General features: G+C 68.8%; 18 protein-coding genes. 3 read left to right on the forward strand and 15 right to left on the reverse strand.

The features are described from left to right. Nucleotides 1-5 precede the first annotated feature (5 nt). Genes ABCS02_RS22810 through ABCS02_RS22825 form a run of 4 tightly spaced genes read right to left on the reverse strand, consistent with a single transcriptional unit; the run spans nucleotide 6 to nucleotide 5,378 of the window. Nucleotides 6-1,031, reverse strand: a complete 1,026-nt coding sequence (locus tag ABCS02_RS22810) for an ABC transporter ATP-binding protein (protein WP_345837975.1) — start codon at nucleotides 1,029-1,031, stop codon at nucleotides 6-8. Between the two features lie 5 nt (nucleotides 1,032-1,036). Next, complete coding sequence (locus tag ABCS02_RS22815) at nucleotides 1,037-3,016, reverse strand: dipeptide/oligopeptide/nickel ABC transporter permease/ATP-binding protein (RefSeq protein ID WP_345837976.1); 1,980 nt, start codon at nucleotides 3,014-3,016, stop codon at nucleotides 1,037-1,039. Further along, nucleotides 3,013-4,047 carry an ABC transporter permease gene (locus tag ABCS02_RS22820; RefSeq protein WP_345837977.1) on the reverse strand — a complete coding sequence of 345 codons (1,035 nt, stop codon included), beginning with the start codon at nucleotides 4,045-4,047 and terminating at the stop codon, nucleotides 3,013-3,015. The genes ABCS02_RS22815 and ABCS02_RS22820 overlap by 4 nt, the downstream gene beginning before the upstream one ends. Continuing rightward, entirely contained in the window at nucleotides 4,044-5,378 is a 1,335-nt protein-coding gene (locus ABCS02_RS22825) for an ABC transporter substrate-binding protein (protein ID WP_345837978.1), read from the reverse strand. Before ABCS02_RS22825 ends, ABCS02_RS22820 begins: the two co-directional genes overlap by 4 nt. On the opposite strand from ABCS02_RS22825, the gene ABCS02_RS22830 reads away from it, so the two are divergent. Then, nucleotides 5,371-5,637 (forward strand): hypothetical protein, encoded by a 267-nt coding sequence (locus ABCS02_RS22830; RefSeq protein ID WP_345837979.1) that lies wholly within the window; start codon nucleotides 5,371-5,373, stop codon nucleotides 5,635-5,637. The two genes, ABCS02_RS22825 and ABCS02_RS22830, sit on opposite strands and share 8 nt — an antisense overlap. A 42-nt stretch (nucleotides 5,638-5,679) precedes the next feature. On the opposite strand, the gene ABCS02_RS22835 is transcribed toward ABCS02_RS22830, so the two are convergent. From ABCS02_RS22835 to ABCS02_RS22850, 4 genes are read right to left on the reverse strand one after another with little or no spacing between them, the layout of a single operon-like run. Beyond that, nucleotides 5,680-6,090 (reverse strand): hypothetical protein, encoded by a 411-nt coding sequence (locus ABCS02_RS22835; protein WP_345837980.1) that lies wholly within the window; start codon nucleotides 6,088-6,090, stop codon nucleotides 5,680-5,682. Beyond that, complete coding sequence (locus ABCS02_RS22840; RefSeq protein ID WP_345837981.1) at nucleotides 6,083-8,218, reverse strand: acetate--CoA ligase family protein; 2,136 nt, start codon at nucleotides 8,216-8,218, stop codon at nucleotides 6,083-6,085. Before ABCS02_RS22840 ends, ABCS02_RS22835 begins: the two co-directional genes overlap by 8 nt. A gap of 20 nt (nucleotides 8,219-8,238) precedes the next feature. Next, entirely contained in the window at nucleotides 8,239-9,495 is a 1,257-nt protein-coding gene (locus tag ABCS02_RS22845; protein WP_345837982.1) for an acyl-CoA dehydrogenase family protein, read from the reverse strand. A gap of 5 nt (nucleotides 9,496-9,500) precedes the next feature. Further along, nucleotides 9,501-10,517 carry an acyl-CoA dehydrogenase family protein gene (locus ABCS02_RS22850; protein WP_345837983.1) on the reverse strand — a complete coding sequence of 339 codons (1,017 nt, stop codon included), beginning with the start codon at nucleotides 10,515-10,517 and terminating at the stop codon, nucleotides 9,501-9,503. Nucleotides 10,518-10,689: 172 nt separating this feature from the next. On the opposite strand from ABCS02_RS22850, the gene ABCS02_RS22855 reads away from it, so the two are divergent. Further along, nucleotides 10,690-11,592 (forward strand): carbon-nitrogen hydrolase family protein, encoded by a 903-nt coding sequence (locus tag ABCS02_RS22855; protein ID WP_345837984.1) that lies wholly within the window; start codon nucleotides 10,690-10,692, stop codon nucleotides 11,590-11,592. A 51-nt stretch (nucleotides 11,593-11,643) separates the two neighbouring features. Continuing rightward, nucleotides 11,644-13,227, forward strand: coding sequence for a hypothetical protein (locus tag ABCS02_RS22860; RefSeq protein ID WP_345837985.1), 1,584 nt, complete (start codon nucleotides 11,644-11,646; stop codon nucleotides 13,225-13,227). 192 nt (nucleotides 13,228-13,419) lie between these two features. Here ABCS02_RS22860 and ABCS02_RS22865 read toward each other — a convergent pair whose 3' ends face one another. The 7 genes from ABCS02_RS22865 to ABCS02_RS22895 form a co-directional block, all read right to left on the reverse strand. After that, nucleotides 13,420-14,520 carry an ABC transporter substrate-binding protein gene (locus ABCS02_RS22865; protein WP_345837986.1) on the reverse strand — a complete coding sequence of 367 codons (1,101 nt, stop codon included), beginning with the start codon at nucleotides 14,518-14,520 and terminating at the stop codon, nucleotides 13,420-13,422. A 19-nt stretch (nucleotides 14,521-14,539) separates the two neighbouring features. Continuing rightward, a complete protein-coding gene (locus tag ABCS02_RS22870) occupies nucleotides 14,540-15,412 on the reverse strand; it encodes an ABC transporter permease (RefSeq protein ID WP_345837987.1) in 873 nt (290 codons plus the stop codon). Next, entirely contained in the window at nucleotides 15,387-16,175 is a 789-nt protein-coding gene (locus tag ABCS02_RS22875; RefSeq protein ID WP_345837988.1) for an ABC transporter ATP-binding protein, read from the reverse strand. The genes ABCS02_RS22870 and ABCS02_RS22875 overlap by 26 nt, the downstream gene beginning before the upstream one ends. A gap of 216 nt (nucleotides 16,176-16,391) precedes the next feature. Beyond that, entirely contained in the window at nucleotides 16,392-17,780 is a 1,389-nt protein-coding gene (locus ABCS02_RS22880; RefSeq protein WP_345837989.1) for a hypothetical protein, read from the reverse strand. A gap of 22 nt (nucleotides 17,781-17,802) precedes the next feature. Then, nucleotides 17,803-18,381 (reverse strand): nuclear transport factor 2 family protein, encoded by a 579-nt coding sequence (locus ABCS02_RS22885; protein ID WP_345837990.1) that lies wholly within the window; start codon nucleotides 18,379-18,381, stop codon nucleotides 17,803-17,805. 74 nt (nucleotides 18,382-18,455) lie between these two features. After that, a complete protein-coding gene (locus ABCS02_RS22890; RefSeq protein WP_345837991.1) occupies nucleotides 18,456-19,679 on the reverse strand; it encodes an ABC transporter substrate-binding protein in 1,224 nt (407 codons plus the stop codon). Between the two features lie 70 nt (nucleotides 19,680-19,749). Continuing rightward, nucleotides 19,750-20,970, reverse strand: coding sequence for an ABC transporter substrate-binding protein (locus ABCS02_RS22895; RefSeq protein ID WP_345837992.1), 1,221 nt, complete (start codon nucleotides 20,968-20,970; stop codon nucleotides 19,750-19,752). Nucleotides 20,971-21,141: the final 171 nt, after the last annotated feature.

Genomic DNA, 21,141 nt, shown 5'->3' on the forward strand with positions numbered 1-21,141 from the left:
GGGGGTCAGGGGGCGGTGGCGCTGGAGGCGATCACGGGGAGGCTCGCGGGGGGAATGTCGCGCCAGTGGTGGCAGGCCACGGTCGCGTCGCCGTCCGTAGGCTCCAGCTCGGGGGTGACGCCCCAGCACAGCGACGTCGCGAACGCGCAGCGCGGCGCGAACGCACAGCCGTCGCTCATCCGGGCCCGCACCTCCTCCGCGGTGCGCGCCGCCTGAAGGGCGTCTCGGCGCTGCGCCTGCGCCGCGGGATCGGGGACGGGCGAGGCGTGCAGGAGCGATCGGGTGTACGGGTGTCGCGGATTCGCGTAGAGCTCGTCCGCGTCCCCGTACTCGACGACCCGGCCGCGATAGAGCACCAGCAGGCGGTGGGAGACGTGCCGCACGACGGACAGGTCGTGCGAGATGAAGAGGTAGCTCAACCCCAGCTCGGTCTGGAGACTCCGCAGGAGGTTCAGAACCTGAGCCTGAACCGACAGATCCAGCGCGCTCACCGGCTCGTCGCACACGACGAACCTCGGCCCGGCGATGAGGGCTCGGGCGATCGCGATCCGCTGCCGCTGCCCACCGGAGAACTGGGAAGGGTACCGGTCCGCGGCCGCGCGATCCAGACCGACGTGCGTCAGGATGTCGCGCACGCGCTGGGCCACCTCCGCCCGGGAGAGCCGCTCGGATCCCAACGTCTCGGAGAGCGTCTGACCGACTGTCCGGACCGGGTTCAGCGAGCTGTAGGGATCCTGGAACACTACCTGGAGGAGCCGGCTCAGGGGCCTGCGCTGCCGGCCCTTCAGGTGGGTGATGTCCTGTCCCGCCAGCAGGATCGTGCCCTGCTGGACCGGCGTCAGTCCCAGGATCGCGCGACCGATCGTGGTCTTGCCCGAGCCCGATTCCCCGACGATTCCGAGCGTCTTGCCGGGCTCGACGGTCAGGTTCACGTCGTCGACGGCGCGGAACATCCCCGCGGGGGTCTTGAACTCGACCGTGAGGTCGCGGACCTCGAGAGCCGGCACCGCGTCGTTGCTGTCGATGGGCATCTGCATCACCTGTCCGCGGAGATCATCGACGGCGTGACCGCGGCGTCGTGGAGGTCGGCGATGTCGTAGAGGCATCGCGTCGCGTGGTCGGGCCGGCCGATCGTGCGCAGGGGCACGGAGGCCGCCGTGCAGGCCGAGGTCGCGTACGGGCACCGCGGCGCGAAGTGACAGCCCGCCGGCCAGCTGCCCAGCGACGGCACCGTCCCCGGGATCGCCGGAAGCGAGCCGTCGCCGCCCGGCGACGCGTGCGCGAGGGTCTGCGGGTTCGCGCTCTTCAGCGCGTCCGTATAGGGATGCTGCGGGGAATGGAAGAGCTCCGCGGCCGTCGCGCGCTCGACCACCTCGCCGGCGTACATCACCACGACCCGCTGACAGATGTCCGCGACCACACCCAGGTCGTGGGTGACGAGAATGATCGCCATGCCCTCGCTGCGCTGCAGCTCTCGGAGCAGATCGAGGATCTCCGCCTGCACGGTGACGTCCAGCGCGGTGGTCGGCTCGTCCGCGATCAGAAGCTGGGGGCGACCGGCGAGGGCGCGCGCGATGCACACCCGCTGGGCCATGCCGCCCGACAGCTGATGCGGGTACTTCCGCGCCACCTGCTCGGGGTCGGGAAGGTGGACGCGCCGCAGCAGCGCGATGGCCTCCGACTTCGCCGCGCGCCGGCTCACGCGGCGATGCTGCCGGATGACCTCTTCCAGCTGCCATCCGACGCGGAACGCCGGGTTCAAGCTCGACATGGGCTCCTGCGACACGAGCGCGATCCGACGCCCGCGGATCCGGTGCATCTCCGCGTCCGAGAGCGCGGTGAGATCGGTGCCGTCGAACCAGACGTGCCCGCCGACGACGGAACCGTTGGACGGGAGCAATCCCAGGATCGCCATCGCCATCGCGGTCTTCCCGCAGCCCGACTCGCCCACGATGCCGACGGTCTCCCCCGGTCGCACGTCGAATGTGACGTTCTGCAGCACGGGCTTCGCCCCCTGCGGCGTGTCGAACTCGGCACTGACCCCCTCGACCGACAGGACGACATCGCTGTCCGCGGGCGTCGCGGTCGGCGAGACGGTCGAGCGCGGCCGGCGGCTGTTCAGGACGGTCGTCGGCTGGGACCACGCCTGCGCCCGCGCGTCCCGCAGCGAATCGGCGAGGAGACCGAGAGCGAGCACGGTGAGTGCGATGGCCACGCCGCCCGGCCAGATCAGCCAGGGATAGAGGCTGATGTTCTGGATGCCGTCGGCGACGATGCCGCCCCAGCTCGGCTGGGGTGCCGGGACGACGAGGTTGAGGAAGGCGAGCCCGGACTGCGTGAGGAGCGCGAGGGCCGCGATCAGGGATGCCTGGATGACGAGGAGTCCGAAGATCCGCGGCAGGATGTGACGCCGGAGGATCTGGCCGCTGGAGAGACCGGCCACGACGGCCGCCTCGACATAGAGCTCGGTGCGCATCGACAGCGTCGACGAGCGCACGAGTCGGGCCACGCTGGGTGAGACGAGCACGCCGAGCGTCACCATCGCGGCGCCGAGGCTCTGCGGGATTACCGAGAGCACGACGAGGATGATGATGATGGCGGGCATCGAGAAGATGAGGTCGCACAGCCGGGTGATGAGCGAGTCGTACCACCGACCGAAGTAGCCGGCGATGAGCCCGAGCAGCACGCCGACCACGAGGGCCACGATCACCGCGATGGCCACGCCGATCAACACGAGCTGCGTCCCCACGAGAAGGCGCTCGAGAACGTCGCGGCCCAGCGAGTCCGTGCCGAGGAGATGTTCGGCGCTCGGTCCTTCGCCGACGCGGGACAGGTCCCCGGTGAACTGCCGCGCGACGTCGGGGAAGAGGATCGGCGCGACGATCGCGATGACCACCAGGAGAGCGAGGAAAGCCAGGCACGCGACCGCGACCGGGCTTCGCAGGAGCCGGTGCCACAGCATCCGCGAGGGGCGGTGCACCGTCTCCCCGCGTTCCGAGGGTGTCGCGGCGGTCATGAGGTTCGAGCCTTCGGATTGATCCACACGTAGCTCACGTCGACGAGCAGGTTGATGAGGACCACCATGATCGTGAAGTAGATGACGATCCCCTGGATGACCGGGATGTCGTGCTGCACGACCGCGTTGACCGTCAGGGATCCGAGGCCGGGGAGCGCGAACACGGCCTCGACGAGGACCGTCCCGCCCACCAGGCCGACCGCCATCAGACCGAAGACCGTGACCGCCCGGGTGCCGGCGTTCTTCAGGGCGTGGCGGAAGATGATCGATCGCGTGCTGACGCCGCTGGCGCGCGCGGCGCGGACGTATTCGCTCGAGAAGGCCTCGAGCATCGCATCCCGCGTCTGCCGCGCCACCGACGCGAGGCCCCCGATGCTGAGGGCGACGACCGGCAGGATCAGCGCCCGGAGCCATTCGCCGGGCGATTTCTCGAGGGGCACGTAGCCGGTGGGAGGAAGCCAGCGGAGGGCGACGGCGAAGACCGCGATCAGGATGGCGCCGGCCCAAAAGGCGGGAACGGCCTGGCCGACGAGAGAGAAGGAGTCCAGGATCCGGCCGAGGACGCCGCCGCGCACGGCGCTGATGATCCCGAGCAGCGTGCCGAGGATGGCGGTCACGAGCAGGGCGCCGACCAGCAGCGAGAGGGTGACCGGGAGTCGCTCCGTCACCATGTGCGTGACGTCCTCCCCGGTGAAGATGGATGTGCCGAGGTCCCCCGTGATCGCCTTGCCGAGCCAGTCCGTGTACTGCGTGAACAGGGGCTGATCGAGGCGCAGCTCGTGCCGCAGCGAGTCGTAGGCGTCGGCGGACGCCTGATCCCCCAGGATCGCGCGTGCCGCGTCGCCCGGGGTGAGCGAGACGAGCAGGAAGCTCAGCAGCGTCACCACGAACAGCAGCGGAATCGCCACGAGCAGCCGGTTCAGGACGGCCCGGAGGACCGGCTGGTTCGCGAGAAGACGCCGCGGACGGCGCCGCGGGGCGGCGCGAACGATCTCGTTCACGCCGCCCCGCGGGAGGGACGAAGTCGTCACTTCCGATACCAGTCCAGCACCACCGGGCGGTACCAGTCCGTCGACTGCCCGACGCTCACGCCGCCGATGGAGTCCGACACGAAGTAGAACAGCGGAGCGATGAACAGGGGGACCTCCGCCGCCTGCGTGACGGTCTCGTGCATCAGCTGCTGCCAGTACTGCGCGCCCGAGTCCACCGGTGCCACGGAGCCCTTGTTGTAGAGGTCCTGGATCGTGGGATCGTTCCAGCCCTGCTGATTGAGCCGCGCGCCCTTCAGGAACAGGGCGGAGGACGCCTGCCACGTGGTCGGCACCGAGTTCTGGCTGATGTACACCGGGAAGGTGGCGCTGTTCAGCTGCTGCGCGGTCTCCGCCGTCGTGGCCGGCTGGGTCATGTCGAGCTGGATGCCGACGGCCTGGAGCTCGCCCGCGACCGCCTGACATACCAGCGCGACCTGGTTGGAGCACAGCGCCTTCATCGTGAACCCGTTGGCATAGCCGGCGTCCGACAGAAGCGACTTCGCCTTCGTGGGGTCGTAGCCGTAGGCGTTCTGGTCGTCCGAGGTCATGCCGTCGGTCGTCGCGAACACCGCGGTGGGCGTCCCGAAGGTTCCGGCCACGGCCTTGCTGATCGCCGCCCGGTCGACCGCGTAGTTCAGCGCCTGCCGCACGCGTACGTCACCCATCGGCGGTGCCAGCGCACCGGTCTTGTCGAGCAGAGTGACGAGCACGTTGAAGACGGGCGAGCTCTCGACGTCGATACCCGCCGACGTCGCCGCCTGCGCCGTCGTGCCGCTGAGACTCTCGGCGACATCCAGCTGACCGGCCTGGAGCGCCTGCAGCATCGTCGAGGGGCTCGTGATGACCTTGATCGTGACCTTGTTGAAGTTGATCGCCGTCTTGTCGTAGTAGTACGGATTCGGCACCATCGTGTAGTGGTCACCGGCGACGGTGTCGGGGCCGCTGAGCATGTAGGGGCCGGCTCCGGCCGTCGCGCTCTCGAGGCCCTTCGGGTTGCTCAGTGCCGCGGGCGACGTCACGGTGCCCCAGACGCTGCTGAAGCTCGCGAGCACCTGCGGGACGATCGGGTCGGGCGCCGACAGGTGGAGCGTTACGGAGTTGCCGGACGCGTCGACCGAGGCGAGCGGGAGATACGACACCGCCGCGTTGCCGGGCGCCGTCTTGGCGTATTCCATCCAGGTCTTCACCGCGTCCGCCGTCACCGGCGATCCGTCGGAGAACTTCGCGTCGTCGCGAAGGGTGAGCTGGAAGGTCGTGTTGCCGGTTCCGACGTAGCCGAACGAGGTCGCGAGCCCGGGTCCGATCGATCCGTCCTTGTTCTGCGTGAGCAACGTCGCGTACGCGAGAGAGACGACGGGACTGCTGCCGGTCGTTCCGCTTGCCGGGCTTATACTCGCGGGCGCCGAGGGCACGCCGAGGCGAAGCTCGGTGTCGGTCGAGCCCTTCGTCGCCTGGGGCGACGCCGTCGGACCCGAAGGGCCGCCGCAGGCCGTCAACGCGACCACGAGGGCCGCACCGACGGAGATCAACGCGACATTGCGCCTCTTCCATGACTTCATTTCAGATTCCTTTCTTGTTTTCCAGCAATGAACACCACGACATTGTGGTGACCGGGCGAGCGAATGCGCTTTCTCAGGGGGTGTCTTGCCCGTAGGCGACGACGACGAACTGCCGGAACGGCGCCTTGTATCGATAGGTGCCGGGATGCCCCGGCTTGAAATGCGCGGTCATACCGGGCTCGAGCACGAACGTCCGTCCGTCGTCGAGTTCGACCGTGAGCGTGCCCTCGATGATGCACGTGAACTCGTGCCCCGAGGACCCATCGACGTGAATCGCGGTGTCGACGTCCGTGCGATGTATTCCGCATTTCAACGCATGCGGCTTTTCGGACTTGTTGTCGTTCCGGACCCAATGCATGAATCCGGCGCCATAGTCGCCTTCGAGCACGGCGCCTCGCAGGGGGACCTGGTCTCCGAGAGAGAGCCAGTTCTCCGGGCTCCGGTCCGCGGTATCGAAGACGATCCAGTCGTCGTTCTCAGCCATTCTTGCTCCCTTTCTCTTCGGGCCGCTCGTGGCCCGTCGCCAGTGTGACGACCGCGTCGACGGCGATTATCCCCGTCGATGTGACGATGAACGGGTTCACCTCGATGTCTTGAATCTCGTCCTGACGGGCCACGGCGATCTCACCGATCGTGCACGCGGCGCCGACGATCGCGTCGACGGCGCGGTGCGCGGCGGCGTGGCCGAGGAGACGTCGCCCGAGCGGGAAGTCGGAGAGCGCCCTGCGCGCGCTCTCGGGGGTCACCGGCAGTCGCACCCAGGCACGATCCGCACCGTCTTCCGCCCAGCGACCGCCCGCCCCGAGGACGAGGTGGGGCCCATAGAGCGGGTCGTTCGTGGTTCCGATGATCAGCTCCGCGAGACCCCCCGTCTCCTGCGGCTGGATGACGACCGTGCCGCCGCCGTGCTCCTCGAGGATCCGGGAGACGCGGGACCAGCTCCCGACCAGCTGGTCCTCGTCGACGAGGTTCGTCTCGACGAGGTCGAGCAGCGCCTTGTGCGTGACGCCGGGCAGCAGCCCCTTCACCACCACCGGGAATCCGAGCCGCCTCGCCGTCTCGAGGGCCTCTGCCTCGGAGGTCACCGGCACCGATTCCACCACCGGTATGCCGTTCGCTCGGAGCACCTCGAACGCCTCCAGTTCCGGCAGCACGGCGGGCGGCCGGCCCGGGGACGGCGTCTCGGTCGCGGCGGCGGCCGGGCGTTGCGGCGTGGACTCGACGAGGCGGCGCAGCATCCGCCAGATCACCTCGTCGTCGAGGCCGAGCGCGACTCCCGCGCCGGCGAGCGCGTCACGGTGCTCCGCGGACGCGCGGGTGATCTCGATCATCGGAGCCTCCAAGCCCATCGACGAGACGAACGCGTGGATGTCCTCCGGCGGGACCGCGACGTTGTCGATCCGCCGCCACTGCCCGTCCAGCAGGATCAGGCATCCCACATCGGGATCCCGAGCGATGACGCTCAGCAGCTCCGCCTCCGTCCGGCCTTCCTTGGCGAACGGGGTCACGTCGGCCGGATTGCGCACGCTCACCTGGGGCAGGATGCGCCGCATCTCCGCCTGGGTGGACGCGCCGAGCGCGGCGAGGGGCAGACCGATGCTCGAGCACGTGTCCGCGGCGAGAACGCAGTCGCCGCCGGAACTTCCGACGACCGCGAACGGACCCCGGGGTCGGCCGATCGCCGCCACGAGGGACGCGGCCTGCGCGGCCTCCCGGATCGTGTCCACTCGGATGCAGTCCGTCTCCCGGATGAGCACATCGAAGAACATGTCGGGCGAGCTCATCGCTCCTGTGTGCGAGGCGGCGACAAGGCGGCCCTCCTCGCTCCGCCCCGATTTGAGGACGATGACCTCTTTGCCGGCCCGGCGCACCGCGAGCAGCGCATCGCGGAGACGGTCGGGCTCCGGCACGCTCTCGAGATAGAGCACCACGACCGACGTCTCCGGACGTTGCGCCGCGTACTCGAGCATCGTCGGCATGTCGATGTCGATCGCGTTTCCCATCGTGACCCAGAGGTCGAGCCCCTGTCCGGACGCGGACAACAGCTCCATGAGCTGGGTGGAGATCCATCCGCTCTGCCCGAAGACCGAGATGTGCCCCGCGCGGCGGGGAAGCTCGACCGGGGGATTCGCCGCGTGAAGACGACTCGTGAAGTTGATCAGCCCCATGCAATTGGGCCCGAACAGCCGGAGTCCCGACGCGGATGCCCGGCTCCGCAGGTCGTCCTCGTACCGACGCCCCTCCTCGTCGGCCTCGCCGAAGCCGGCGCTGGTCACGATCGCGAGACGGATGCCGGCCGCGACGCAGTCGTCCACGGCCGTGGCGACCTGTTCGCGCGGGACCGAGATCACCGCGAAGTCCAGCTCGCGCGCCAGGGAGCTGTCCGCAGCGTGCGTTACCGTCGCGATCCCGTCGACCACCTGCGACCGCGGATTCACCAACGCCACCCGGCGCTCGTATCCGTGCGCCGTCAGCTGGCGTGCGATCCGCGCGGCCTGGCTCTGCAGACGACGATCGCTCGCGCCGTAGACCGCGACCGCTCTCGGGGCCAGTCCACGGTCGAGAATCGCCCAGGTGTCCGTGCTGATATCCCTGCTTACTTCCGTGCTCATGTTCGTGCTGGTATTCATGCTCATACGCTCCCGGGGGCCGCGACGGGCCGCGAGTCGCTGGTGTTCGCCCGCGCCGCGCGCCGCGCGGTCGGGAGGCCGAGTCGGCGCTCCGCGATGATGTCGCGCTGCACCTCGCTCGAACCGCCGGAGATCGTCGCGACCGTGGCATCCCGGAACGTGTACTCCACCCAGCCGTCGGCGACGGACCCCTCCGAGCGGTAGTCCACGATGCCGGCGGGCCCCGCGATCTCCAACATGCGCTGCGTAGCGCGCTGGTAGGCCTCCGAGCCGAAGAGCTTCTTGCCGTTGCCCACGCCGGGCTTCGCGGCCTCCGGATCGTTGCGCCCCTGCAGCAGGCGGATGACCTCCAGATCGATCGCGATGCCGGCCAGCGTGCTCCGCACGAAGGGATCGTCGATGACCCGTCGTCCCTCGTGGTCTCGCGCCCCGCGGGCCCACTCCACGAGCCGGGTCAGGGTGTGCCCGATCTTGACACCGTGGCCGCCGGCATGGCCCAGCCGAGACTCCAGCCGGTAGCTGCGGGCCGCGTCGTCGCCGGCATCCAGCGTGATGCGCTTCCCCGCGCCGTGCTCGACGTCCAGCGCTACCCGCATCACCGACCAGCCCGCATCGACGTCGCCGACGCGGCAGCTGTCCGGGACGCGCACGTCGTCGTAGTAGGTCATGTACGTCGGGTGACCGCGCAGCGTGTCGATCGGACGGATCTCCACACCGGGCGCCGTCAGCGGCACGAGGAACGTCGTCAGGCCCTGATGCTTCGGGACCTCCGTGTTGGTCCGCGTGAGGAGGAACACATAGTCGGAGATCGCAGCGTTGGAGGTGAACATCTTCTCGCCGCTGATCACCCACTCGTCGCCGTCGCGGATCGCGCGCGTCGCCGCCGAGGCGACGTCGGACCCGGAGTCCGGCTCGGTGTATCCCAGAGCGCAGAGCGCCTCCCCCCGGAGGAACCGCGGAATGTACTCCGCGCGCTGCTCCGGGGTGCCGAGCACCGACAGGATCTGGGCGACGAGCGCCGTCGGGCCGATCGTGCGCAGTTCCAGGTCGGCGCGCAGCAGCTCGTCGGCGAACGCATCCATCGTCGCGTCCGAGGCATCCAGGAGGTTCTCGTGCTGCCAGGCGACGAACGCCTGGTGGAAGTCGGAGTCGAACCGCCACTCGAACGTGCCTCCGCGCATGCTCTCAGGGAGCGTCGCGGCGAGGAAGCTCCGGATCTTCTCGCGCACCATCGTGTCGTCTTCGTACGTGAAGTCCACGGCGATCAGCCTTCCTGCGGTCCGTACAGGAGGTCGGCGAGACGCCGATACTCGTCGTCCAGACGGGTGTACGCGAGCGGCCAGGACCGCGCACGCCGGTAGTACAGCTGGCTGTCGTGCTCCATGGAAAACCCGACGCCGCCGTGGAAGTGCAGGCAGTCGCCGCTGGATCGCCGCGCGACCTGGGCGCCGAAGAGGAACGACATCGACGCCCGCTCTTCCGCGCGCTCGCCATGGTCGATGGACCATGCGGCCTCGTACACGAGCAGGCGCGCACCGTCGATATCGACGACGTCGTCGGCCAGGCGGTGCGAGACCGTCTGGAACGAGCCGATCACGATGCCGAACGCCTTCCGCACTTTCACGTATTCGAGCGCGAGCTCGAGGGATCGGTCGGCGATGCCCACGAGCGCGGCCCCGGTGAGCACCCGGACGTCCGCGACGGCGCGGGCGAACGACGCTGCCGCGTCTTCCCCGCGGGCGAGGACGACGGGCTCCCCGGATGTCCGGCAGTGGGCCAACGGAAGCGAACCGAGGTTCTCCAGGCTTAAATCGGGCACCACGGGCACCAGGACCAGGTCGTCGCCGTCCATGACGACGATCCGATCCGCGATCGCCCCGTGGGGCACCAGCCGAGAGACGCCATCGACCGTCGGTCGAGGCGCCAGGACGATGATCTCGTCCCCCGCCGCCATCGCCTCGATCGCCGCCCGCGCAGCCGGAACCCCGGAGCGCGCGAGAGCCCGGGCCGCGGCGACGGCGTCGATGAGCGGGACCGGAGCAATCTGCCGGCCCAGCTGTTCGGCGGCGAGCGCGACGCACACCATGCCCGCGTCATCGCCACCCACCTCGCCGGGCAACGCCATGCTCAGGGTGCCCAACTCCAGCAAGCGGTTCCATAGGGCGCGATCGAAACCCGACGGCTCCGACGCCCGCACGACAGCGGTCGTCGATTCCTTCTCAAAAAACCGCCGATAAGTGTCTTTGACTGCTTCTTCGACCTCATTTAAAGAGGTATCCACCGGCTTTCCCTCCCGTCGCGGACTTCACTGTCCATCGATTCAGGTCGTCGACGAGCGCGACACTACACGAGGACGCCACGGGGCGACGCCGCGGTTCGGTGAGCGGACCGCGGGGTCCGGCCGGGGAATCGCGAGTATGTTGGGAGCCGTCGGCCGGTCGAGAGGATTACGTATGTCCCACACCGTGATCGCGACGTGCGCGATGCGAGGAAGCCTCGATGGCGAACAGAATCTCGAAAGGATTCTTTCCATAATCGATGAGGCGGCCGACGCGGGTGCGGACCTCATCGTATTTCCAGAGATAAGCCTCCAGGGCTATCCGTTCATCGCCGACAAAGCCAGCACCACCGCGGTTCTGGAAGAGGTCTACCGCACCGCGGAAAGCGTGCCCGACGGCCCGCGCGTGCGGGCGATCGAGGCCAAGGCGATTTCGCGCCGTATTCATGTCGCCTACGGGCTGACCGAGGCCGGCATCGGCGCCGGTGTCGTCTTCGACACCGCCGTCCTCACCGGTCCGAGCGGGCACATCGGCCGGTACCGAAAGGTCCATCTCACGCCTTCCGAGCAGGTCATCTGGCGCCCGGGGAACGACTGGCCGGTGTTCGAGACGGCCATCGGCCGCATCGGACTCCTGATCTGCTACGACAAGACCTGGCCCGAGTCCTGCCGAGAGCTGACCCTCCGCGGCGCGGAGCTCCTGGTCATGCCGACGGCCTACAGCTACGGTCGGGTGCCGGCGAACACGGATCCGCGGGACGGCGTGAACGCTCAGCAGTATCAGCTGTTCGATCGCGCGCGGGCGGCGGAGAATCAGCGCTGGCTCGTGTCCTCGAACTACGTCGGCAATATCGGCCGCGCCGAGTTCTTCGGCCTCAGCCAGATCATCGACCCCCTCGGCCGGGTCATCGCCAGCACGGGCTTCTCGGACGAAGGCCTCGTGATGGCAGAGATCGATGTCCGCGGCGGCATCGCCGATGCGATGGCGAAGAGCCTCGGCGCCCGCGCGCTCCGCGATCGGCGGTCGGACACGTACCTCGCGATCCGCGGCGAGATCCCGATCGCCATCGACGGCTGACCTTACGATGTCAACCGACCATTCCCGCGCCTTAATGAGGAGGAGCTTGCGGTGAGTCTTCTCTATCGCGCGCTGTGGTCCGACGAGACGACGCTCGAGCACGACGAGGTGATTCAGCGCCTCCGGCAGCGCGTCGCCGGTTGGGCTCAGGAGAGCTCCGATCCCGTCGCTCTCGTGGAGGGCGAGACCGAGCTGGACGTCTCACAGGGTCGCCATCGGAGCATCGTCTTCCGTCGGCTCGGCGCGAAGGCCTTCGACGTCATCGTGAACGATCAGAAGCTCGGAGACCCCCGGAGGTGGACCGTCGTGGTCTGGGTGGTCGCGGACGACACGGGGGTGCACACCCTCGTCGAGGGCCGCATGGAGTCGGACGACCCCACGCTCCGCGTGAGCGTCGGCAGGCCGCGCGTCGTCCATGAGCTTCTCGAGGCCTCCGAGAAGCCGCGCCTGGGGAAGAGCGCCGTGCTCACGGCGCCGGTGTCGATCTCGGCCGAGGACATCGACGCCCTCGTCGAGACCCTCTCGGATCCGGAGCGATCCTTGCCGACCATCGTCTGCACGGAGAGGGCCGGAGACCAGGGCGGTGACTGGCTCGCCGCCGCCCACAAGATCGCGTCGCGCACGGAGGGGGTCGCCACGGTCATCACGCTGGACAGCGCCGCCGTCGCCGCGCTCCGGGAGAAGCTCGGCATGCTCGCGGTCTGGGGCGGAGGGATCCGCGTCTACGCCCCCGGACCCGTCACCGAGTCCGACGGATGGCGGCACCGGTACTACCTCGGATCGCGGCTCGAAGACGGACGGTACCCGACGATCGACCGCATCGTGTATTCGGTCTCGCAGCTGTCCACTCGCCGCCGGGTCCCCGACGTGTTCCGAGTGCTTCGCGAGCCGAGCGGCCTGCCGGCGAATGCCCTCGAGGGGATGATCCCGGCCGCGGAGCTGGAGGCGGAGCGCGAGCGGTGGGAGTTCGATCTCGACGTCGCCCGCGACGAGCACAGCGAAGTGGAACGGGAGCTCGCCGCCGCGACCGGGCACCTGGCCCGGTTGAAGGACGAGCTGCTCGCCCGTGGGATGGCGGACCTGCTCTGGGGCACGCAGCACGAGGTCGAGGCGTCGGTGCCCGACGAGGTGCAGGACACGTCCGAGGCCGCTCTCGCCGCACAGCTCTACCTCTCCCGATGGCTGGCGCTGCCCGGCTCCGCCGTCCGCGACGTCGAGGACATCGACACCTCTCCAAATGCCTTCGCGTGGGGCAATACGACGTGGCGCGGTCTGCGGGCGCTCGCCGCCTACGCCCAGGACCGCCTCGAGGGCTGGGACGGCGGCGGCTTCTGGGAGTGGTGCGCCTCCGGACCCGTGCTCGGGTGGCCGGCGACCTCGAAGAAGCTCTCGATGAGCGAGGGCGAGACGGTCCAGAACAGCGCCAAGCTCCGCAAGACCCGGATCTTCGCGGTCGACGCGCGGGTCGACGCGTCGGGCAAGATCGAGATGCTCGCGCATCTCAAGATCTCCGAGGGCGGGGGCCCTCTCGCCCCGCGCGTGTACTTCTACGACGACACGAACGGACCGACCAGGATGGTGCACGTCGGCTTCGTCGGTCCGCACGCCCTCGTGCCGAACAAGTCGACGAACTAGTCGGTATCCGCGGTCAGGCCCCGTCCTTCTCCCCTTCCGAATCAGGTGATCTCGCTGATTCAGGACGATTCCCGGCCTGATCCTCCTGAATAAGCCAACTCACCTGATTCGGCGTTGACGTCGTCGAACGAACGACGGCAGCACCACCCCCGGCGGAGGTGGCGCTGCCGTCGTGCGGGTGACTGCCCGGCGTCAGTGACCGGAGGCCTGGAGGACCAGCGAGAGGTCCACCAGCTCGTCCGGCGTGACCCGGTTGTCGTACTGCAGCGTGTTGGGCACGGTCGCGTACATGTCCTGCAGTGCGCCGACGGACTTCTCCGGCACGTTGAAGTCGAACGTGATCGCCGGCGTCGACGTGATGATCTGCGGCGTGGAGTCGAGGACCTTCGCGAGGGTCGCGACCGTGTCCGCGTTCTTGTGGTAGTCGCCGGTCAGGTAGGTGTTGACCGTCCGCAGGATCGCACGGAAGAACGCCTCGCCGACGTCACTCTTGGTGCCGGTGAGGATGCTGGTCCCGTAGTAGCCGGCGATCTGGATGTCGTCCGGGTACGCCGGCTCGGCCCAGAACGCGACACCCGGCGTGAGCGCCGACGTGAAGGGCGGTCCGATGATCGCGCCGTCCACGCTGCCGGCGTTGAGCGCCTGCACCATGGATGCCTTGTCGTTGAACACCTGCAGGGTGACGTCGCCGGGGTTGAGGCCCGCCTTCTGCAGGACCGAGTAGATCGGATACGCGGCCGGCGAGCTGAGACCACCGGGGTTGACGGCGATCTTCGCACCCTTGATCTGCGCGGGCTGGAAGTCCTTGCTCGACGCGGCGATCTTCGTGCTCAGGTAGAGGCCGGAGTCCTGCGGGGACTGCGAGAGCCCGGACAGCCAGCGGACCGGCACTCCCTGGCGCAGCGCGTTGAAGACCAGCCCGGTCGTGCCGCCCTGGACGACGTCGATCTTGCCCTGACCGAGCAGCGTGAAGAGGTTCGGCGGGGTGTCGTAGACGAACTCGACCTTGAGGTTCTCCTTCTGGAACTCACCCTCGGCGTCCGCGAGCAGGACGGGCGCGACCGTCTCGAGCTTGGAGAAGACGCCGACCTTGATGGTCTGCTGCTGCGCAAGCGGCTGAGGAGCGGGCGACCCCGACGGCCCGCTTAGAGACACACCGTCGGGGAGGACGGATACCATCCCGCCGGACGGGCTGGCCACGGGCGCGGCTCCCGAGCTGCAGGCGGACAGGACGACGAGGGATACGGCCGCAAGCGCTGCGGCCGCGACTCGGCTGAGTCGGGTTTTATTCATGTGATTTCTCCTTTGTTTCTTAGCGACGAGCGCGGGTTCGGTACTGCGGGACGATGAATCTCAGGGCGAGGGTGACCAGCCCGGTGAAGGCGACGCCGATGAGTCCGGCGCAGATGACAGCGGCGTACATGGTTCCCGGGTCGAACACCTGGGAACGCTGATAGATCAGGTAGCCGAGTCCGTTGGACCCGGACACCATCTCGATGCCGACCACGACGAGCATCCCGATGCCGGCGGCGAGCCGGACGGCCGTTGCGATTCCGGGAAGCGCGGCGGGCACCACCACGTGCCGCATGAGCTGCAGCCGATTCGCGCCGAGCACCGATGCGGCATCCCGATATCCCTGCTCGACCGACCCCACCGCCGTCGTGGTCGAAAGGACCACGACGAAGAAGACGGAGACGGCGACGAGCACGATCTGCGGGGCGTCACCGAAGCCGAAGATCAAGAGGAACACCGGGAAGAGGGCGAGCTTCGGCAGCGTGTACAGCGCCACGAGCATGTTCTCGAGCGCCGCCCGGACGATCCACGACATACCGAGGATCAGCCCCAGCAGCACTCCGATCGCGACGCCGATCAGGTAGCCGATGACCAGCTTCTGCACGGTGGCGACGATCGCGTCGAGCAGGACGCCGCTCCCGATCGCCCGCACCCCGGAGGTCCAGATCGTGGACGGGGCGGGGAAGAAGCGGACGTCGATCGCTCCGGAGCGGGCGGTGAGCTCCCAGATCAGGAAGAGCGCGATGGGCGTACCCCACGCGAGGATCAGGAAGATCGTCCGCCGACGCCGGGAGTGCCGACGGGGATGCAGTTCGGCCGAGCCCGGGACGCGCCGGACGATCTGCACGTCGGGGTCGGCGTCGGTGTCACGCGGAGACGCGAGCAGGCTCATCAGCCTCCACCGTTCCTTTCAGGAGATTCCAGATGCGCTCCTCGAGAGCGCCGAACTCGGCCGTCGCGCGCGCGTCACGCGAACGCGGCCGCGGGAAGGGAACCTCGATGTCGTCGAGGATGCGACCGGGACGACCCGACATCACGATCACCCGGTCGGCGAGCAGCAGGGCCTCGTCGATCGAATGCGTGACGAACAGGATCGTGCGGCGATGCGCCTCCCAGACCCTGAGGAGCTCCTGCTGGAGGACGAGGCGGAGCTGCGCGTCGAGCGCCGCGAAGGGCTCGTCCATTAAAAGCATCTCCGGGTGCGCCACGAAGGCGCGCGCCAGCGCGACGCGCTGACGCATGCCGCCCGAGAGCGTGTGCGGATACGCGGCGGCGAAGCCTTCGACCCCGGTGCGGACGAGCCACTCCCGCGCGGTCGCGTTCGCCTCCGCCCGGCGGACGTGCGCGATGTCCAGCGGCAGGCGCACGTTGGCGAGCACCGTCTTCCACGGGAAGATGCCGTAGTCCTGGAAGACCATCGAGCACAGCGGGCCGGTGGGCTGCTTCCGCGCGATGACGATCTCCCCGGCGCTGGGCGCATCCAGGCCCGCGATGATGCGCAGCAGCGTCGACTTCCCGCAGCCGGACGGTCCGACGATCGCGACGAATTGTCCCCGCTCGATCTCGAGGTCGATCGGCCCCAGAGCGTGCACCGCACTGCGCCGGCCCGTGAAGACGCGCTCGACGCCCTCCACTCGTACGATTCGGTCGTTCACGACGCCTCCCCCGGTCGGCGTCTTATAGAGCCGTCGATTATTGGCATGACTCGTACCTCTCTCGGACTGCCTCGTCCGATCGGCGTCCCCCGAGGAGTCCCCGCTACGTTGCGGGGTCGGTGGGATTTACGTGCCTGCATCCTGACCTAGCGCGCGGGGTGTCCGTCCCAGCGGTTCACCAGGCGAACCGATCGCACGGCGAATGACGGCTCCTCGCTAGTCGCGAGGACCGCCCCAGGTGATCTCGCTCTTCGCCTGTTCCCGCCACTTCTCGCGCAGGGCGGTCAGCGCCTCGGCCTTCTCCCGCGTCTCCTCGAAGAAGGTGAAGCCCTCGTTGCCCGTGGAGATCCACCCGCCCTCGACCTCTCGGATCTGGGGGTCGTACCAGGGCGTGTCCTTGCGCGGCGTCGTGTACTGGAAGTCGAGGAAGACGAAGGGCTGGTCGGATCGGTTCACCGGCCGGTGGTACGTGCCGTGCAGGATCACGATGTCGCCCGGCGTGATCGTGATGTCGGCGCCCGGCTGCTCGAAGACGAGCTCCCCCTCGAGGCCGATCACGATGTCGATCGTGTCGGTCCGGTGCATCGACCCGCCGCTCAGCTCGGTCGTGTCGTTCATGCCCATTCGCGGCGGGACAGTCGTCAGGTAGGCGCGCATCCCGCCGTACGGGGCGTACGCTCCCTTCGCGAGGGTCGTCCGATATCGCTCGACATCGGCGCGCGAGAGCGGCAGCGTGGGCAGCTCGTCCCATCCCCACAGACCGGTGAGCCGGGCACGACCCGGTCCACCCGGCTGCGTGGACACCGACGGATCGGTGAGATCGACGATGCGGGTCGAGACGGTCCCGTCCTCGTCGGCGTCCGCCGTCGTGATCAGCCGGATCCGGCCAGGGCCTCCCGGGTTCGCGTCCCCCGCGCCGACCTCGGAGACGTCCGATGTCGTCGGCCCGCCCCACGTGATCTCGTCGCGGAGCTGCGCGCGCCAGGTCTCACGCACGGCGGCCAGCGCCTCCGCCTTCTCCGGGGTCTCGGCGAAGAACGCGTGCCCCTCGTTCCCCGTCGCGAGCCATCCGCCCGGTACCTCCTCGACCGCCGGCTCGTGCCAGGGCGTGTCCTTCCGCGGGGTGGAGAACTGGAGGTCGACGAACGTGAAGGGCTTCCCGCTGCGGTTGACCGGCCGGTGGTAGGTGCCGTGCAGGATGACGGTGTCGCCCGCGGTGATCGTGAGGTCGCCGCCCGGCTGCTCGAAAACGAGCTCTCCCTCCAGCGCGACGATGATGTCGATCGAGTCGGTCCGGTGCATCGCCCCGCCGCTGACCTCGGTCGCGTCGTTCAGGCCCATCCCGGGCGGCACGACCGCGACGAAGGCCCGCATGCCGTCGTACGGCGCCAAGGGGGCATCCCGCAGCGCGTTCCGGTACGCCTCGACGTCCTCCCGCAGCTGCGGCAACGGCGGGATCCGATCCCAGCCCCAGAGCCCGGTGAGGAGAGAGCGGCTCGCACCGCCGGGCTGGGTGGCCGCGTCCGGATCGGTGAGGTCCACCACCCGCGTGGACACCCGCCCCGTCTCGTCCTCGTCCGCCGCGGTGATGAGCCTGACTCGCATGGGTGCTCCTCGGTCCTGTCCTTCAGCCGTTCGCGCCATCCCGCCGCGTCACGGCGAGCAGGTACGTGATGTCGTCGGGGAACGGGGCGCCCTGGACGCCCGCGTCGAGCCCCGCGAGGTACGCGGAGCCACCGGCGACGGTCGCCGGGTCGTACATCCGCTTCCAGTCGTAGACGGTCGTGCGGTGCGCGATCCGCCAGACGCCGTCGCGACGCTCGAAGCGGTCCACGAGGCGCCCCGCCACCCAGAGATCCAGGGCGCGCCCCTCGATCTCGACGGGAGTGAAGGCCAGATAGGAGGCCTCGCTCAGAGCCACGTCGCCGTCGACGTCGACGATGTGGTTGCAGATGTGGTGCGTGCACTCCCGGACCCCGCCGGACCGTGCGAACGCGATCGAGCTCGGCAGCCACTCTGCTGCCGGAACCTCGTAGCCGTTGTAGTTGACGACCGCGTCGTCATGGAACGACGCGAGTGCGAGCTTCTCGTCGAAACGATCGAAGCCCCGGCAGTACCGGACCACCGCGTCGTAGATGTCTTGCTTGTCGAGCAGGAGCTGCACCCGGTCGATCCCCGGCTCCCGCTGGTCCCGCTGTTCAGCCATCAGCATCCTGTTCCTCCCGGTGCCGGTGGAGGGCGACGGATGAGGCCGCCCTCCACCGAACCGGGATCAGCGCGTTACGAGCAGGCAGCGCCCGTGAATGCGTTGATGAAGCCGCCGAGCGGCTTGTTGGTCGTGCCCTGGAACGTGGCCTCCTGGACACACGCCGTGAACACGCGCGCTCCACCGGCCTGCGGGACAGGCGTGGTGAAGTCGATCGGCGGGGCGAACCCGTTGATCGTGACGTGGTTCGCCGTGCCCAGCGCGTTCTGCACGTTCGCCGCCGTGACGTCGGACACCCCACCCGCGATCTCGGCGAAGACGAGGACGGAGGCGTAGGCCGCCTGCATCGCGTAGTCGTTCAGGGCCTGGTCGGCCGAGGCGCCCTGCGCCGCGGTCTGCTTGCGGTACTCCTGCGCGACCGGCTCGCTGCCGGCGGCGTTGTAGTAGTTCAGCGTGTACAGACCCTGCACCGGACCGGTGACCCCGACGATGCTCGAGATCACGTTCTGCGGGTCGAGCCCGAAGACCGTGAACTTGAGGGCCGGGTTGCTCGCCTTCAGCAGCTGGACCAGGCTGATGGCCTGCTGGTCCGGCACCGCGACGAGGACGCCGTCCGGGTTGGTGTTACGCACGGCCTGCGCGTACGGCGCCATGTCCGCCGCCGTGAGGGGCACGGTGACGTTGTTGATCGTGACCGGGGGCGAGTAGTTCTGGACCCCGAGCGGCGGGAGCTGGAAGATGCTGGCGAATGCCGCGCCCTCCGCGCCCACCATGGCGATGTTGTGCGCACCCTGGTCCGCGAGCAGGCGGGCGAAGCCGGGGTAGTAGATCGGCGGGGAGTCGGCCAGCAGCCAGCTGTTCGGCGCGGTGAAGCCCGCGGGCGTCGACACCTGGGGCGCGATCATGGGGATCTGCGCCGCCTGGAGGATCGGGATGTACGAGTCCGCGACGATGCTGCTCGGGCGGACCACCGCGGCGACGTTCTTCGACACCATCTGCTGTCCGCAGTCCGCGGCGGTGGTGCTGTTTCCACCGGAGTCGCAGATGAACAGGTCGATGGGGTGACCGTTGATTCCGCCGGCGTCGTTGATGGACTGGACCGCCGCCTTCGCACCCGTCGGGGTGGTCGGGAAGGTGATCGGGCCCGTCTGGTCGACGATCATGCCGATTTCGATCGGGGTGCCACCGGCCGAGCCGGAGGGAGAGGACGACCCGCCCGCGCTACACGCGGCGGTCGTCATCAGAGCCCCGACCGCGACCAGCGCGGCGAGCGCCCTGGTGAGGTGTTTCCTGTTCATTTCGATTACTCCACTCTTCTTTGACTGGTGCTGTGCAGAGGACGAGCTTTGGGTCGTTCGGGTGCCGGCGTCAGCAGGCGGCGCCGGTGAACGCGTTGATGAAGCCGCCGAGCGGCTTGTTCGTGGTGCCCTCGAACGTGGCCTCCTGGACGCACGCGGTGAACACGCGCGCTCCGCCGGCCTGCGGGACGGGGGTGGTGAAGTCGATCGGCGGGGCGAATCCGTTGATCGTCACGTCGTTCGCCTTGCCCAGCGCCGTCGTCACCCCGGGAGCGGTGATGTCGGAGGACATGCCCCCGGCGACCTCGGCGAAGATGAGCACCGACGCGTAGGCGGCCTGCAGGGCGAAGTCGGTCACGGCCTGGTCGGCCGTGGCACCGGCCGCCTCCACCCGCGAGCGGTACTCCTGGGAGACCGGCTGCTCACCCTGAGCGTTGTAGAAGTTCAGGGTGTACAGGCCCTGAACCGGTCCGGTCGCCGCGACGATGCCCTTGATCACGCTGGCGGGATCCAGCCCGAGGATGGCGAGCTTCTGCGCGGGGTTGCTCGCCTTGAGCAGCTGGGTCAGGCTGATCACCTGCTGGTCCGGCACACCGAGGATGACGCCATCCGGGTTGCCGGCGCGGATGGCCTGGGCGTAGGGCGCCATGTCTGCCGCCGTGAGCGGCACCGTCACATTGTTGATCGTGATCGGGCGCGAGTAGTCCTTCACGCCGAGCGGCGGGAGCTGGAGGAGGCTGGCGAATGCCGCCCCCTCCGCGCCCGTCATGACGATGTTGCTCGCGCCCTGGTCTGCCAGCATGCGGGCGAAACCGGGGTAGTAAATCAACCCGGAGTCGGCCAGCGCAAAGGTCTCCGGCGAGTTGAAGCCCGCCGGGGTGGAGACCTGCGGCGCGATCATGGGGATCTGTGCCGCCTCCAGGATCGGGATGAACGAGTCCGCCACGATGCTGCTGGGGCGGACCACCGCCGCGACCTGCTTCGACACCATCTGCTGGGCGCAGTCGGAAGCGGTGGTGCTGTTGCCGCCCGAGTCGCAGACGAACAGATCGATCGGGTGACCGTTCACACCCCCGGCCGCGTTGATCGACGCGACGGCCGCCTTCGCACCGATCGGGGTGGTGGCGAAGGCGATCGGACCGGTGAGATCGACGATCATGCCGATCTCGATCGTCGAGCCCGCCGCCGCTCCGGAGCTCGAGGACGAGCCGGAGCTGCACGCCGCGGTTGTCATCAGCGCACCGACCGCGACCACTGCGGCGAGCACCCTGGTGAGACCTCTGCTGTTCATCGTTGGACTACTCCACTCTTTCTTGGACTGCGCGGTTACGAGACCGTGAGGTCGGTGCGTTGGTTGGTGGTGCCGACGAAGACGTCTTTGATTTGTTCGAGGCGGTTTTGGGTTTCGGTGGCGGTTCCGGTGTAGAGGAGGTTGCCGCGGGCCATGACGTAGGCGCGGTCG

It is taken from the genome of Microbacterium sp. X-17 (genome assembly GCF_039615055.1).

Coding starts and splice junctions, on each gene's coding strand:
- ABCS02_RS22810 (WP_345837975.1), bottom strand. CDS start 1,031: ATGCCCATCGACAGCAACGACGCGGTGCCGGCTCTCGAGGTCCGCGAC.
- ABCS02_RS22815 (WP_345837976.1), bottom strand. CDS start 3,016: ATGACCGCCGCGACACCCTCGGAACGCGGGGAGACGGTGCACCGCCCC.
- ABCS02_RS22835 (WP_345837980.1), bottom strand. CDS start 6,090: ATGGCTGAGAACGACGACTGGATCGTCTTCGATACCGCGGACCGGAGC.
- ABCS02_RS22840 (WP_345837981.1), bottom strand. CDS start 8,218: ATGAGCACGGAAGTAAGCAGGGATATCAGCACGGACACCTGGGCGATT.
- ABCS02_RS22855 (WP_345837984.1), top strand. CDS start 10,690: ATGTCCCACACCGTGATCGCGACGTGCGCGATGCGAGGAAGCCTCGAT.
- ABCS02_RS22865 (WP_345837986.1), bottom strand. CDS start 14,520: ATGAATAAAACCCGACTCAGCCGAGTCGCGGCCGCAGCGCTTGCGGCC.
- ABCS02_RS22870 (WP_345837987.1), bottom strand. CDS start 15,412: ATGAGCCTGCTCGCGTCTCCGCGTGACACCGACGCCGACCCCGACGTG.
- ABCS02_RS22880 (WP_345837989.1), bottom strand. CDS start 17,780: ATGCGAGTCAGGCTCATCACCGCGGCGGACGAGGACGAGACGGGGCGG.
- ABCS02_RS22885 (WP_345837990.1), bottom strand. CDS start 18,381: ATGGCTGAACAGCGGGACCAGCGGGAGCCGGGGATCGACCGGGTGCAG.
- ABCS02_RS22890 (WP_345837991.1), bottom strand. CDS start 19,679: ATGAACAGGAAACACCTCACCAGGGCGCTCGCCGCGCTGGTCGCGGTC.
- ABCS02_RS22895 (WP_345837992.1), bottom strand. CDS start 20,970: ATGAACAGCAGAGGTCTCACCAGGGTGCTCGCCGCAGTGGTCGCGGTC.